The 14264-nt window shown below is 38.9% G+C and carries 11 protein-coding genes; 2 read left to right on the forward strand and 9 right to left on the reverse strand.

The window, feature by feature from the left end; translation table 11 throughout:
- Positions 1–407 precede the first annotated feature (407 nt).
- Positions 408–1325 carry an L-lactate dehydrogenase gene (locus AC2JF7_RS06440; protein ID WP_500727871.1) on the reverse strand — a complete coding sequence of 306 codons (918 nt, stop codon included), beginning with the start codon at positions 1323–1325 and terminating at the stop codon, positions 408–410.
- A 197-nt stretch (positions 1326–1522) separates the two neighbouring features.
- On the opposite strand from AC2JF7_RS06440, the gene AC2JF7_RS06445 reads away from it, so the two are divergent.
- Positions 1523–2464 (forward strand): aldo/keto reductase, encoded by a 942-nt coding sequence (locus AC2JF7_RS06445; protein WP_500727872.1) that lies wholly within the window; start codon positions 1523–1525, stop codon positions 2462–2464.
- Positions 2465–2545: 81 nt separating this feature from the next.
- Here the strand turns inward: AC2JF7_RS06445 and rpoN are convergent, their stop codons facing one another.
- From rpoN to AC2JF7_RS06485, 8 genes are all read right to left on the reverse strand, one after another.
- On the reverse strand, positions 2546–3811 hold the full coding sequence (rpoN, locus tag AC2JF7_RS06450; RefSeq protein ID WP_500727873.1) for an RNA polymerase factor sigma-54: 1266 nt from the start codon (positions 3809–3811) through the stop codon (positions 2546–2548).
- 40 nt (positions 3812–3851) lie between these two features.
- Entirely contained in the window at positions 3852–4967 is a 1116-nt protein-coding gene (locus tag AC2JF7_RS06455; protein WP_500727874.1) for a glycoside hydrolase family 172 protein, read from the reverse strand.
- A complete protein-coding gene (locus AC2JF7_RS06460; protein WP_500727875.1) occupies positions 4960–7119 on the reverse strand; it encodes a glucosidase family protein in 2160 nt (719 codons plus the stop codon). Before AC2JF7_RS06460 ends, AC2JF7_RS06455 begins: the two co-directional genes overlap by 8 nt.
- Before the next feature lies 1 nt (position 7120).
- Positions 7121–7948 carry a PTS system mannose/fructose/sorbose family transporter subunit IID gene (locus tag AC2JF7_RS06465; RefSeq protein WP_500727876.1) on the reverse strand — a complete coding sequence of 276 codons (828 nt, stop codon included), beginning with the start codon at positions 7946–7948 and terminating at the stop codon, positions 7121–7123.
- Positions 7945–8775 (reverse strand): PTS sugar transporter subunit IIC, encoded by an 831-nt coding sequence (locus AC2JF7_RS06470; protein ID WP_500727877.1) that lies wholly within the window; start codon positions 8773–8775, stop codon positions 7945–7947. Before AC2JF7_RS06470 ends, AC2JF7_RS06465 begins: the two co-directional genes overlap by 4 nt.
- A 10-nt stretch (positions 8776–8785) precedes the next feature.
- Complete coding sequence (locus tag AC2JF7_RS06475) at positions 8786–9283, reverse strand: PTS sugar transporter subunit IIB (RefSeq protein WP_500727878.1); 498 nt, start codon at positions 9281–9283, stop codon at positions 8786–8788.
- Positions 9284–9294: 11 nt separating this feature from the next.
- Positions 9295–9708, reverse strand: a complete 414-nt coding sequence (locus AC2JF7_RS06480; RefSeq protein WP_500727879.1) for a PTS sugar transporter subunit IIA domain-containing protein — start codon at positions 9706–9708, stop codon at positions 9295–9297.
- Between the two features lie 120 nt (positions 9709–9828).
- The gene (locus AC2JF7_RS06485; protein ID WP_500727880.1) at positions 9829–12387 is read right to left on the reverse strand and encodes a sigma 54-interacting transcriptional regulator; all 2559 of its coding nucleotides are present in this window, start codon (positions 12385–12387) and stop codon (positions 9829–9831) included.
- 519 nt (positions 12388–12906) lie between these two features.
- Between AC2JF7_RS06485 and AC2JF7_RS06490 the strand changes: the two genes are divergently transcribed.
- Positions 12907–13875: an ABC transporter substrate binding protein gene (locus AC2JF7_RS06490; protein WP_500727881.1), complete on the forward strand. Its 969-nt coding sequence runs from the start codon at positions 12907–12909 to the stop codon at positions 13873–13875.
- The last annotated feature ends 389 nt before the right edge of the window (positions 13876–14264 follow it).

Here is a 14264-nt window from a genome sequence, read left to right on the forward strand (position 1 = left end):
TACCCTAAAATAAAAATGGAGCTTTCTACAAAATGTAGGAGCTCCATTTTTTCTTGCTAATCAAAAACATATCTATCTTAGATATTAGCAATTGTGTCCGACCTAATCTAATAATCGCCTCTACCACTTAGATGTGTTTGTGGTGCTATTCAAGTTGCCGGTATGTGTCTTACAGCCGCCTTGATCGGCGACCGCGTAGCCTTTTTCAAACAAGTGTAAGGCGATTGCTATTTACTCTGCAGCTTCAAGAATATATTCTGCTGGTCAGTCACAGCCTAGCCACACGACTTGATCCTAGTATCAAGACCAAGAGGCATATTCTTTGTTGCTTTTGCCATCTTTTCTTCTTTAAATATGACATTTTCACTCTGCAAAAACAGCCAAAGCTGGTAGCAATAGTTTGATTATCAATTAAATTCTTTAGCAGCTTTTTCTTTGATTGTGTCAGCCGAATGTTGTAATTTCTCTTTTTCATCATCAGTCAACGCCAAATCAATGGTCTGAATGATGCCATCGCGTCCAACAATTGCTGGGTATGACAGGTAAGTACCATACTCATCCCGGTAATTGGAGACAGGCATCTGAGTATGGGCATCGCTTAAAACAACTTCAAGCAGACGCGTTGCAGCTGCAGCAATAGCGTAATTGGTATATTGCTTACCCTTATATACAGTTTGCCCGCCAAACTTGATCTCTTCGTTTAAGTCTTCTAGCTTCCAGGGCTTATTTTGGGCCAGTTCAGTAATTGGCTGTTCCAAAACCTTAACAGTGGACCAAGCTGTAAATTGCGAGTTGCCGTGCTCACCCAGGTTGAAGCCTTGAACCGAGCGCGGATCAACCCCCAATCGCTTGCCCACTGCTCGCTTCATCCTAGCTGTATCGAGCAACGTACCAGTACCAAGCACGTGCTTTTTGGGCAGGCCCGTCAACTCTTGGTACATGCTGGTAATGACATCAACTGGGTTGGTAATAGCAATGATGATGCCGTCAAAGCCGCTTTTTTTAATTGCTGCGGCAATCTGGCCGATCCGCTCCTTGTTATAACGCAATTCGGCAAAGCGATCACCACCTGCCTCCAAGGCAATATTGCCAAAGGCAGAAATGATGACGTCTGCATCCTCTAGGGCTGCATAATCATTAGTAACAATATTGGTATAATGGTTGAGGTTGGCCATTGCATCTTCAAAATCAAGCGCGTCCGAAGCAAGTTTTGCCTCATCTACATCAATTAACACCAAATCGTCTACTAGTCCGGAAATAACTAACTGGTGTGCCACCGTACTGCCAACATGACCGTCACCAATAATACCTACTTTATGACTCATTATATTTCCTCCTGCTTGTAAAAATAAGGAATGTTTACCAAAATTATATACTCTAATTGTAATCAATACTCATAAAAATAAAAATATTCTTAAATTATTTAGATAAAAAATTAATCATTTAATGGTTGACTAATATAATCCTAGACGTGCTTTTTTATAGCATGCAGTCTTATACTATAGTTAGGAGGTATTACATTATGAAACAAATTAAAATTGGCAAGACAAACTTTACTGGTTCTGCTATTGCGCTGGGAATTATGCGCATGAATAAGTTGACTGTTGATGCGGCCGTCAAGGCACTAGAAACAGCTCACGACGTTGGCATCAACTATATCGATTCAGCCGACATTTATGGTCACGGCAAGTCTGAAGAGGTTTTTGGTGAAGCCCTGAAGCAATCTGGTTTAAAGCGGGAGGACTTCTATATTCAATCAAAAACTGGAATCTTTGAAGAGCCAACTTTGAACTACAAGACAACCCGCTACGATTTTTCAAAAAAGCACATTCTTAGTGCCATAGACGGAATCCTCTCCCGGATGAAAATAGATTATCTGGACAGCCTATTGCTGCACCGGCCAGATGCCCTAATGGACCCAGCTGAAATCGGTGCCGCTTTTGACGAATTACAGGCAGCAGGCAAGGTACGCCACTTTGGTGTATCAAACTTTAACCCCAGACAAGTTGACTTGCTGCAAAACGGGATTAGTCAAAGGCTGCTAATCAACCAGTTGCAGTTTAGCGTGATGCATACTGGCCCCATCGACTTCAATATCCATACCAACATGACTGATGACCGCAGCATTGACCATGACCGCGGTATTCTGGATTACTCCCAGTTGCACAACATGACCGTCCAAGCCTGGTCCCCATTCCAATACGGACAGATTGAAGGCAACTTCATCGGTAACCCCAAGTTTCCAGAAGTCAACGCCGCCCTGCAAAAATTAGCTGATGGAAAAGGCGTATCCAAGAACGCGATTGCAGCAGCTTGGATTTTGCGTCATCCTGCTAAGATTCAAGTTATCATCGGCACCATGACACCTGACCATATTATTGATAGTGCCAAGGGCGCCGACATTGATCTAACGGCCCAAGACTGGTATGACATTTACCTGGCTGCTGGCAACGATCTGCCTTAACCAACTTGCCAAGTTAAAAGCCCCAGTGAAAATTCACTGGGACTTTTTGTGTGCTCTTAGTCAGACAAGTTACAAATCTTATTACCTGGTCTGTTTTCTAGCATAACTATTGGGAATATTTAATTTTTTGCGGTACTTGGTAACTACGCGCCGACTTAACTTGATGCCACGTTCAGCAAAAATTTCCACCAGTTGCTGATCACTAAGTGGTGTCTTAACATCTTCCTGCTTAATCAACTGGTCCAAATCATATTCAATCCGTGCCTGGGACAAGTCGCCTGTCACTTGCCGCGGAAAAAGCATCTTTAAAGTAAAGACCTTATTTTGACTCTGAATATACTTATCCTTGATTGCTCGGCTAATTGTGCTAGGTGCAAGATCCAGCGCCTTGGCTGTTTCTTTTAAGCCTAACGGCTTCAAGTCCTGCTTTTTCAGCGTCATTAAGAAGTCGTGCTGGAACTGGCCAACATATTTACCAAGGCGCAGAATTGTTCGTTGCCGTTGTTCAATCGCGTTTTTCATTTCTAGGTAGTGCTGACGCTGTTCAGAAAAATACTTGCCTTGCTCTGATTGCTCCTTCAGCTCACTAAAAGTATGCTCATCAAATATTAAGTCTGGTATTTGCGTTTGAAAGATCTCAACTGTCAACTTGCCATCTTCAACCTTGTAAATCAAGTCAGGCAACAGGTATTGGGTATTATCGGCGACAACATACTCACTAGCTGGGGTTGGGTCCAGGGTTTGGATGCTGGCCAGCGCTTGGGTCAATTCTTGGCTTGAAAATTGTGACTTTGACCATTGCTGAGGATCGGCCAACATTTCAAGCTGACCTGCACGCAAAATCTGCATCGCTACTGGGTCAAAATCGGTTTTTGCTTGAGCTTGCAATAACAAACACTCATTTAAATTAGCAGCACCAACACCGCAGGGATCAAGACTTTGAAGCAGGCTTTGCGCATGATCCAAGTCAGCTAAAGAAAATTCTGTTCGCCCAGCAATCTGTTTTTTTTCAGCACGCAAGTAACCATCCTGATCCAGATTGAAAATCAAAGTTTTGACCGCTTTTTGTTCTTTAGCGGACCACTTGCTCAACCCCACCTGAGCCAGCAAGTGGTCTACTAAATTTTCGCCTTCCGGTGCACTAATCCATTCCAGATTTTGCAATTCTTTTTTGGGTTCGCGCAAGGAAACAAAGGGATTGCTTTCACTCAAGTCCTTCATTGCACTAACTAAGTCATGAGTGCTGTAGGAGAGAACCGTTAGATTTTGCTTTAATTTTGGCGACAGAAAAAGCCGGGTAACTAATTGCTCTTGCGGTTTTAATACCAACTGTTGCGACTGTACCATCGGCTCGTTCTCCTTACTCTTATTATAATTATTACCAACTTTAGCGTGGACGTAAATCTTCTAGAGATGGCAGATCCTTTCTTATGCCTGCTGGCTTACTACCATACCAATACGCCACCGAAGAAAGATCATCACTTCGTTCAAACAAGCTTACATCATCATTTCCAATTTGTTGCAAGGCAACATGAATATTGTCCTTAAATGAAATTGGATCAACTAAATGCCATCGATATAGAGCATTTTGTGGTAGCCCGTCATTTCCAAAGGCATGGGGTGAATTTGGTTTACCTGTACTAAAGTGCTCCCTTGAATGATCTACATTGCTGTGATACGGAAATCCAAGATAGGGAGTACAAAAAGTGGCGGGATAAGTTGTTCCATCTTCATTATACTTGTGAAAAGCCCAAGCTCCACCAAAATAGTCTTCCATTCCAGTTGATGTAATTGTTGGATATTCTTGGTCTCCGTCAAGGTAAAATTTAAATTCACCTTCACCCCACCAATAGCGTTCTAAAGCTGTTAGCGCAACAAAAGTACCTACATAGTAACCATAATCATCTACTTGTGGTAGTACAACATAATCATGTTGCAATTTTGTTTGCCTTTCTCTATTCCAATAAGCATGGAAGTATAATTCATCCGCTAAATCAGTTTTTTCATGCAATTCATAATTAATTGTATAGAAAAATGAACGTATATCTTGTCTGAATAGGTTAGTAATTGTAATTTTTGCAGCTTTTTTAAACGGCATTTCGAAGTATGAATTCATTCCACCTGTTGGCGCCACTACTATTGGAGTGGAATCAACATCATAACGTTCGCCAAACCCATTACAAAAGAAATCTCCTAGCGGACAGTTAACAGCAGGTATCGAACTTCCATCCCAGTAAATGCGTAAAATGGTATTGCGCATTACAAAACTACCTTTTTCTGTATGATCTCGGATGGTAAACCACAGGTGCTTTAGAACTCCTGCTCCTTTAATATCAGCAATTGTAACTTCTTTATTCTGGGGTAAAGTGATACTTGCTTTCCCTTTGCGCGAAGGCCCTAACCCGCTTGCTAGTGTAGCTGCTTTGCCTTTTTCTCCAGTTGGATTTTCTGGTGTTATCGCCCTAGTCCTAAACGAAGAAAATTTTGTTAGATTACTAAACATTCTGTCTTGCCTCACTATTAATTTGAACACGTATTTTTGTATTTAAGAATTCCTTTTTGGCAACTCGACAGCCCTGTGGTTGAAATTTAACCAAGATTTTTTTGGGCTCCGAACCCCGTATTCTTATCGTAATACTTGAATTTTCTTTAGCTTTTTGATATTTAATATCAGCCCTCATTCCATTAGTCAATGGAAAATCACACCAATTAAAGTTAGGAACGACTTCTAATGGTTTAATATTTAAAATGTTTTTTTGAGAATCAAAGTCTATCCCCATAACATTTTTAATCATCAATACACTAAATGTACCATCACTCCAACCACATTTACCACAATGGTTAAAACGCATGACGTCTTTACCACTATTGCCAACTTCATATGGCCACCACCACCAGCTGCCATCTAAATCAGCTAGCTTGAAAAGCAAATCAATTCGTTGCTTAAATTTATCCTCTCGGTCAACAGTTCCCATAAATGTTGTTATATATCCTGGAAACGTTGCTTCTGCTTGATTCCCCCAAGAAATCCCTTTACTCAAGGAACTATAACTCGGATTATTATTACTTGCGGCAAATTTTAAGGTATTAAGATAGTGGCTTTCAAGAACATCATTGAAACCATAAAAAGGCGCCAACGTTGTATCTGATTCTTCACCGTCATGAAATTTCAACGTAATTTGATGATTCTGGTTAACTCTGGTTAAGAAGTCTAATCCTTGTTTAGACAGCCCTTGCTCATATTGATGAGCATCTACCGTTGTCTTCTTAGTATCAGGATTAACCCCTTCATCATATTTCTTATTACCCTGTTTGTCTTTAATCAAGACATATTGCTCGATTTTTTCTTTTATTTCATCAGCAGTTTTTTCATAGAAAATGGCATTTTCTGGTTCATTCAAAACTTGACGATAAATCCTGGCAACACCTGAAATAGCTGTCCAAAAAGTGATCTGTGTTCCAGTATGAAAGTCTCCCAGTGCAATGCCATCAGAAACCCACTGTGATTTGACCAGCCCATATGTTTTATCACGATGAACAATCAAATAGTTAACTACATACAAGACATGTTCCCACAATTGGAGGTTATTTTGAATAAATGCAATATCATTTGTTTGTTCAAGGTATAGTGCTAATAAAATTGTACTGTTCAGAGAATTTTCAACAGAATGCTGCACACCACCTTTGAACTTATCACCTTTCGGTTTAATTTCATATTTTGAAAACCAAAGAATAACTTGTTTAGCTAGATCATGGTCAAAATAAATGGCTGGCAAGCTAGCATAATACATATCACGCAACCACGTACGATTAACTACTGGACTCGACCCCCAATTTGCTCCTACAACGGTTCCATTGGTTGAACGTGAGATGCTATTCAACGCACTATCAGATTTTCTAATAATTAATGCTGCTAGTTTGGGATTGTCAGGTATATTAAGTTGCCCATATTTTTGTACCACATGCTGATATGAAGAAATAATAATATTGTTCATTTCTGCTTGAGATACATTAAAAACAGCATTAGGATCAGTCAAAGTTACCCAGCCACTACCACTTTTTAAATTGCGTTCATTATAACTATAATTAAATTCAACATTATGTCGATCCGAATACTTTGCATTATAGCATCGCGGAAAAATCAATTTAGCATCAGAACTATTTTTGCTAATGTCGCAAATTTGTAATAAACCGCTGATTGCTTTTCCAGATTCCAAATAAATAGGCAAAAACAACTGTAAAATTTTCACTCCAGAATAATAGTGAACAAACCTAGGGATCAAGTTAAACAACAAATCGTATTCAATTCTATGATCTTGCTTTGCAAGCACAGACTTTTTGCCAGCTATTTGAACCTCAATTCCAATATTTTTTTCTTGAACGAATCCATTAGAAACCCATGTGCCTGGCTTATCTTCAGTGTAATATGAATCCCTGAAGAAATTAAGATTTTTAACCAATCCTTTTTCATCTAAACTGGCTAGCATGTATTGATTGCTAACCTCGATTGAAAAATCCTGGCTTGGAAATAAATGCCCATAATAGCTGCTTTTATTCGTTGTAACTTGCTTTTCAGGCGTAGTTATTACATTGAAGAAAGGGTTTGGTGGAGTTTCCCAGCCTGTTTCTATAATATCTTGAATTCCCTTATTCATATTAAACTATTCCAATTAGCGAAGCTAAAACTGATAAAACCACAATTGCAAAAATCAAGCTGATCACACCAATCTTTTTATCTTTCAGAAGCTTATAGCAAACTAAAGTAATAGTCACTGGTAACAGTCCTTGAAATATTTGATCAAGGACTGACTGTACATCCATGATTGTTTTACCGCCCATAGTCCACTTAATTGTAGTTTTGAATACAACCATTTGGACGGTCATGGCACCGACCATAACTAAGCCTAGAATACTAGCTGCTTTGGTTAGCACATTCATTAAACCATTTTCATAAAGTTTTTTAACATAACTAGAACCTAGCGCATAACCTAAGAATCCTCCATAATATCGGATAACGTAGTTAGGAATATTGAACATAATCAAGAAAATAATTGGTGCTAAGAAGTTGCCGTTGCGGGCAAAATTGATGGCTAAGGCAGCACACACTGCACGCCAAACGCCCCAAAAAAGTGAATCACCAATACCAGCTAATGGCCCCATTAAACTAGTTTTAACAGCATTAATCGAATCTGCGTTAAAATCAGGTTCTTTACTGTTTTCTTTTTCCATGGAAGCTGCAATTCCCATAACAAAAGTTGACATTGGAACAGTTGTACTAAAGTATGAAGTTTCTCTTTCTAAAGCTTCTCTTCTTCCTGCTTCATTATGTTTATAAAATTTGTTGATAAACGGCATTAATGAGAAGCAAAAACCGCCACCTCCCATCAAAACAGGATTGACAGAAATGTACATGGTTGATGAACGCCAAAACATACTGCGAATCATTTTCTTCTCATCTTTTGATAAATCTTGTGTCAATTTCATGCGAAAAAATCCTCCTCTTCTTGATTAAAGGTTTTATTTTCATTCACTTGAGTTTTACCACCAGCTTCTTCTGTCACTGGCTTATTCTTAACTATTTTAATTTCACTCATATCACGCTGAGCAACGGCTATAGCAACGATTGCGGCAATAACTGCAATTGCCATTAGCGGTAACTTCAGGTAAGCCATTAGAACTATCCCTAAAAAGTAGTATTGAGCTAATTTGTTGTCCCATAATAATAGAAGTAGCATTGCCATTCCTACAGCTGGTAGTAAATTACCTGCCACAGTCAGACCATTCATAATCGATTTAGGAATTGCTTGTAAGGCGACTTGTACAGCTTTTGAACCAAATAAAACTGCAAAAAATGGAATAAGTGAATACAAACCATAATGTAAAAACCAAAGTCCAAAGTGAAGGCCAACCATTTTCTTGTCTTCACCTTTTTTAGCCAATTTGGCAAAAAGTGGCGCAAAAGGTCCAACTACAAAAGAAAGAATCATATTTAAAGATTGTAGTCCCAAAACTGCAAGTGGAAAGGCCAAAGTGATATTAGCACCCATGTTACCTGACTGAATTGTAAAAACAGTTGCTAAAGCTGCAGCCAATGCTGGTTCAGCCGTACTAGAAATTCCAATATTGACGACCCCCATGAAAATCGTCTCTACTGACGCACCGACAAGTAAACCAGTATTAACATCTCCCAATAAAAAGCCAAGTAATGGTGCAACAACAATTGGTCGACTTAGCATTGCATTCCCAAAGAACTCATGACCAGCCGTGCCAACAAAGACTGCAATTGCAGTCATCAAAGCATCATAAAACATTATTTACCTCCTACTTTTCTATTTTTTTCAAGACATCTTTACCCAAATGTTTTTCCATATTAGGCGTGCCTTGAAAATAAGTATTAGGGAACTCTGCCACTAATTTCTTTAAATTTTCAATCTCACCGGGGGATAAGCGAACCTCCTTGGTGAGAGTTATTTCATCACCTTTGGCATCCATCTTACCAGCATTCCCAATGTTGACTCGTTCTGGCTTTTCATTGACCTTTTCAGCAATTACCAGAGCATCTTCAACTGTTGTAGTTATTACCAATAACCTCATATTTTTCGATCGCTCATCATTTAACAATTCTATTGCATTATCAACTTTTAAAATAATTGTTTTAAGGTCTGAAGGGGCTGCCATTTTAAGCATCATCTTCTGCATATCATCAGATGCCGCCTTATCATTAGCTACTACTATTCCCTGTAATTTTAATGCCTTACTCCACGACATTGAGATTTGTCCATGAATTAGTCTTTCATCAACCCTTAGTGCTGCAATCATTTTCTTCCTCCTTATCCAAAGAAATCAGCTTCCTGATCTTCTGTGTTATTACTATCATCTAGCTGAAAAAGTTCAACCTGGCTTTGATCAATCAGCTCTTGCAAGTGCTCCTTTGTTAATGGCTCACAATCAAGCAAAACAGCCATTACCACTGCAAGGTTAGTTTGAGTGACAACAAAGAGATCTTTTTCCTTAGCAGCCTGCAGAACTACTTTTTGGTTAACACTGCCTCCTCGTAAGTCGGTAAAGATTACGGCTGGTCGCTTTGCCTGCTTAATAAAAGCTGTAATTTGACTGGTATAGTCAGTCTTATCAACATAGGCGTCAATTATCTGAATCTTATCTCCCATTCCAGTTAAAATTTCTATTGAGCTCTTTAGGCCACTGGCAAAATGCCCGTGACTAGCAATTAGTATGTCTGTCATCCCGTCACTCCTTTTTCATTTTCACTTACTTAAAAGCAAAAGTAGTGCCAAGTCTAGGAAGATTGATCTATCAGCAATAAAAAAGAAGTGTTTAATAATTTAAACACTTCTTTTGGACTGCTAGATAAACTGTTTAAACAATTCATATAACAGCGACATTTCATAGGTTGACACCTTAATATTATATTTAATTTCAATAGGTTGAAAAATACTGCGTGTGATTTTGAAAAAGTTCTTTTCTTTTTCTGTCTTGGGTTCAACCTCAACGTTCGTGGTGTTGTGCATCATTGTTCGTTCAATCATTAGTGCAATGTGCATATAAAGGTTAAGCTTAACTTTACCGTCCAGTTTTAACTTGTAAAAGTCCTCATACTTTTGATTAATTGTCTCCACTTCAGCTAGGACAACATCGGGATTCAAGAAACTTAAGCGTTCTGAAATGCCTTCTTTAGAAAAGAAACGCAACAATTGTTTATTAAATTCTAGCAACTGATCAGCTGACAAGTATGGTTGCAGCCAGTGACGCAATTTGTTTTCTCCACTAACGTCTAAGACATCATAAAGATTCAGATGATTAAATTTTACTGGCTCAGTAAGGTCAATAGTAGTTAAGACAAATAAAGTTTGGTTGAAGTAGGACCATTTCTTTTGCGATATTTTTTCTTTTAATTCACTGTAGCCAAGTGGTATGACTTTGATCTTGGCTGGAACATATTGCCGAATAATATCACTGATTTTTTCAGCAATTCCCAGTCCCGAAATGCACGAAACCAAAATATTCAATGCTTGCGAAAAACCTTCATAATATTTGACACTAATTTGGTAATCCTGGTCAGCCTTTTCAGCAATTTCCTTAAAAGGAGTATTTTGTTTCATTTTCAAAGCTAGGTCAAGCGCTGTTAAAGTCGTTAAATTATTGACAACAAGCAGGTCTCCATCTAGTTGCGGGCTAATCTGGGTATATAACTGACTTAGTGATCCCATGTCAACCATTAAAATAAAGCCATTAGTAGTATTAAAGCTTGAAATCAACTTGTTAGTTTCCCTAGTGATCGTCGAAATATCTGCTTCAATAGGCATATCAATTGCATCAAACACATAATTACCGCAAAGTGAATTAATAACTGCTTGAATACTTGTAGCAGTGCTTTCGCCATGAGCGACCATTAACCCCCGAAGCTGAATTTTTTCATCAACGTGGTCACTTAAAAGAATAGCTAATAAGAATGGTAATTGATTGTGGCTCCTTTTATCCAAAACCGGTAAGTTTTCATAGAATTTTTGGGCCACATGCAGTGAGCGTGGCAAGTGACTAGCAACTATTTCTCGCAATTTATTGGAATCACCTTGTTGTTGATAATGCTGCTCATACAAGATATAAACGATTGCTTCTAAATAGTCAGCCTTACCCAAACCGTACTGCTTTTGAACCACCCTTTCAAAGAGTGCCCGGTGCTGCAAATGCATACCAGTTGCCATGGTATTGGGACTAATAAACTTGTTAATTGCCTGAATTTCTAACCGGCAATTGTTTAAATTAGTTGACGAATAGTGGCCAATCAGTTTCTCAATAGCAGATTCTATCTTGGTTAAGCGGTGGCCAAACTTAAAATCTGCTGAAATCGTTAATTCTTCATTGGGATCAACTTTAATTGCGCCATAGTTCTTAAACTGAGGAAGCTTCTCTAAGTCAAGATTGTTAAGCGTCAAAGCAATTTCACCTTTGGCACCCTCATTATGATAAGCAGATGCACAAGAGACCTTAATAACATTCTTCAAGTAACCGATATTTCCGCCATGATTAAGCTGCAATAAAGCCGATGTAACCGCCTCATTGGCAACAATTGCCTTACCAATTTTTTGTGCTTCATGATAAAACAAAGTACTTAAAAGTTCTAATCGCTCATCTACTGGTCGATCAAGGTAGTCAGGCAAACTAACGCGAATAGGAATTCTACGTAAAAAGGTAGGCAAGAGGACTGCTTCAGGATCTTCGGTGGTCGCCATCACTAAATGCACTTCAGCCTTATTAGGATGAACATTGTCACCCATCTTATAAAAGTGGCCGGAGTCAATAAAACTAAATAGTTTCTCTTGGTTTTCACTGCTCAAGCGGTGCACTTCATCCAAAAAGAGGTATCCTCCATCAGCTTCTTTTAAAAGGCCATCCCGGTCTATATCAGCGCCAGTGAAAGCACCCTTAACGTGACCAAAGAGCATACTGGAAATTAATTCTGGATTATTGGCATAATTGGCACAATTTAAGACGATATAGGGTGCATCTTGCTTAATAGCCCCCACTTCTTTGGCATAAGCATATATTTTGTTAGCCAAAAAGCTCTTGCCGACACCAGAATTACCCGTTATTAATATATTTAACCCATCTGGTGGATAAGTGGCGGCTGAGCTGACCTGTTCGACCACCTTTTTTAAAGAACCTTGACTACCAATGAAATTAGCAAAGGCAGTTTTGTCTTTTTTAGTAGACGAAATTTTTTTCCACTTAATGGGGCGCTCTTTGATCTTTGAGACTTTGTTTTCCTTGGCTAACTGATTAAGATAGTGGCTGACCACCGACCGAGACAAATTCAATGCATGAGCTATTTCACTAGTATTAACAGCTTCCCCATCAGTCAATGCTTCTACTTGCTTTAAAACTCTGCCTTTAGCATCATTCATATCAATCACCCTTCAATTATACTATTTCTAATTATAACCAATTATTAGAGCGCTTTCTATCTCTTACTTCCTACACTTAATCAAGAAGATAATATTGTAAGGATATGGCCAACTATTTTTAGTAGCAGCCGAATGCATACCAGGTGCTTCATTGCTAGGCTTTTACCACAATATTATGTACAAACCAATCAGCCAAAAATTAAATTAATCCTTGACACTTCCTTTTTTATCTTTTATACTTCTTTCATAAAGGTTGGAGGTAAGTTCTCATGAAACAAAATTTGAAACATGACTTACAACTGAATAATTATTATCTTAGCTACTATAGATAAGGTTTGGATTCATCTAGTTGAATTCAAACTGACGCAAGTTTGAATTTATCTATGATGGCTAAGCCCTTTTTAGTGCGACAGGCCACATAGCTTTCTAAGTGGCTGAAGCGCTAATGATTGATTTCCTTGGATAACTCTTGTTGTGCCCACTTAAAGTAAGTGGGTATTTTTTTATGGAGGCATGGAAATGCAAATCAAAAAGTTAGTTACCGGAATTAGTTTGGCTGGATTGTTGCTCTTAGGCGGTTGCAGCAATAAAAAGGCAGACAACAACACTACCGTCAAGCACGTTGGCATCTTGCAAGTAGTCCAACACCCGTCTTTAGACAAGGCTTACAAGGGCTTCAAAGAAGGGCTTAAAGAAGGTGGCTACACTGAGGGCAAGAATCTGAAGATCGACTACCAAAATGCTCAGAATAACCAAGACAACTTGAAGAGCATGAGCGAAAAGCTGGTCAATGAAAAATCCGACTTAATTTTGGGTGTTGCTACTCCAGCGGCTCAAAGCGTGGCTAATGCTACCCAAGACATCCCGATCGTAGTTACCGCCGTGACCGACCTTAAGGCCGCTAAGCTGGTCAAGTCTAATAGCAAGCCGGGCACCAATGTTACTGGAACGACCGACATGGTATCTATTAAGAAACAAATTGACTTGCTCTTGTCAATAGTACCCAAAGCCAAAACCATTGGCATCATGTACAATGCAGGCGAATCAAATTCAAAAATTCAGGCTGACATGGCCATTGCTGTATTGAAAAAGGCTGGTGTCAAGGCAGTAGTCAAGACGGCTAATTCCACCAACGATGTGCAGCAAGTTACTGAAACACTAGCTGGCAAAGTCGACGGTATTTTTGTACCGACCGACAACACCTTTGATTCGGCTGCTTCTGTAGTTGGCAAAGTGGTCAAGGAGAAGAAGGTGCCACTGGTTGCTGCTTCAATTGACCAAGTAAAGACGGGTGGGCTTGCGTCGATTGGGATTGACTACGAACTTTTGGGCAGGCAGACTGGCAAGATGTCTGCCAAAATTTTAGCTGGCAAGGCTAAGCCACAAGATATGCCAGTTGAAAAGGCCAAGGATATGAAACTAGTTGTTAATAAGGACATGGCCAAGGCTCTTGGTATTGATCCCAAGTCAATCAAGGCACCTAAGTGAGACATGCGCTAATTTAATAGCCTATTATCAACTATTCAGCATTTAAGTAATCTTTTGCTTGACTTTCAATTTTTATTATTTTATAATTTTCTCATTGAGGTTGGAGGTAAGTTCTCATGAAGAATAATTTGAAGCAAAACTTACAACTGAATAACCGTTTTTACTTTAGCTATTTTAGATAGTGTTTGAGTTCATCTAGGTGAATTCAAACAAGACGCAAGTTTGAATTCATCTATGATGGCTAAAGACCCTTAAAATACGGTTGGCCACATAGCTTTCTAAGTGGTTAACCGTATGCGATTACTTAATATTAAGATAATTATGTAGTACCCACTTGGAAGTAAGTGGGTACTTTTTATTTTTAACTGTTTCAGAATATATGGAGGAAA

The sequence above is a fragment of the Lactobacillus sp. XV31L genome, assembly GCF_059900865.1.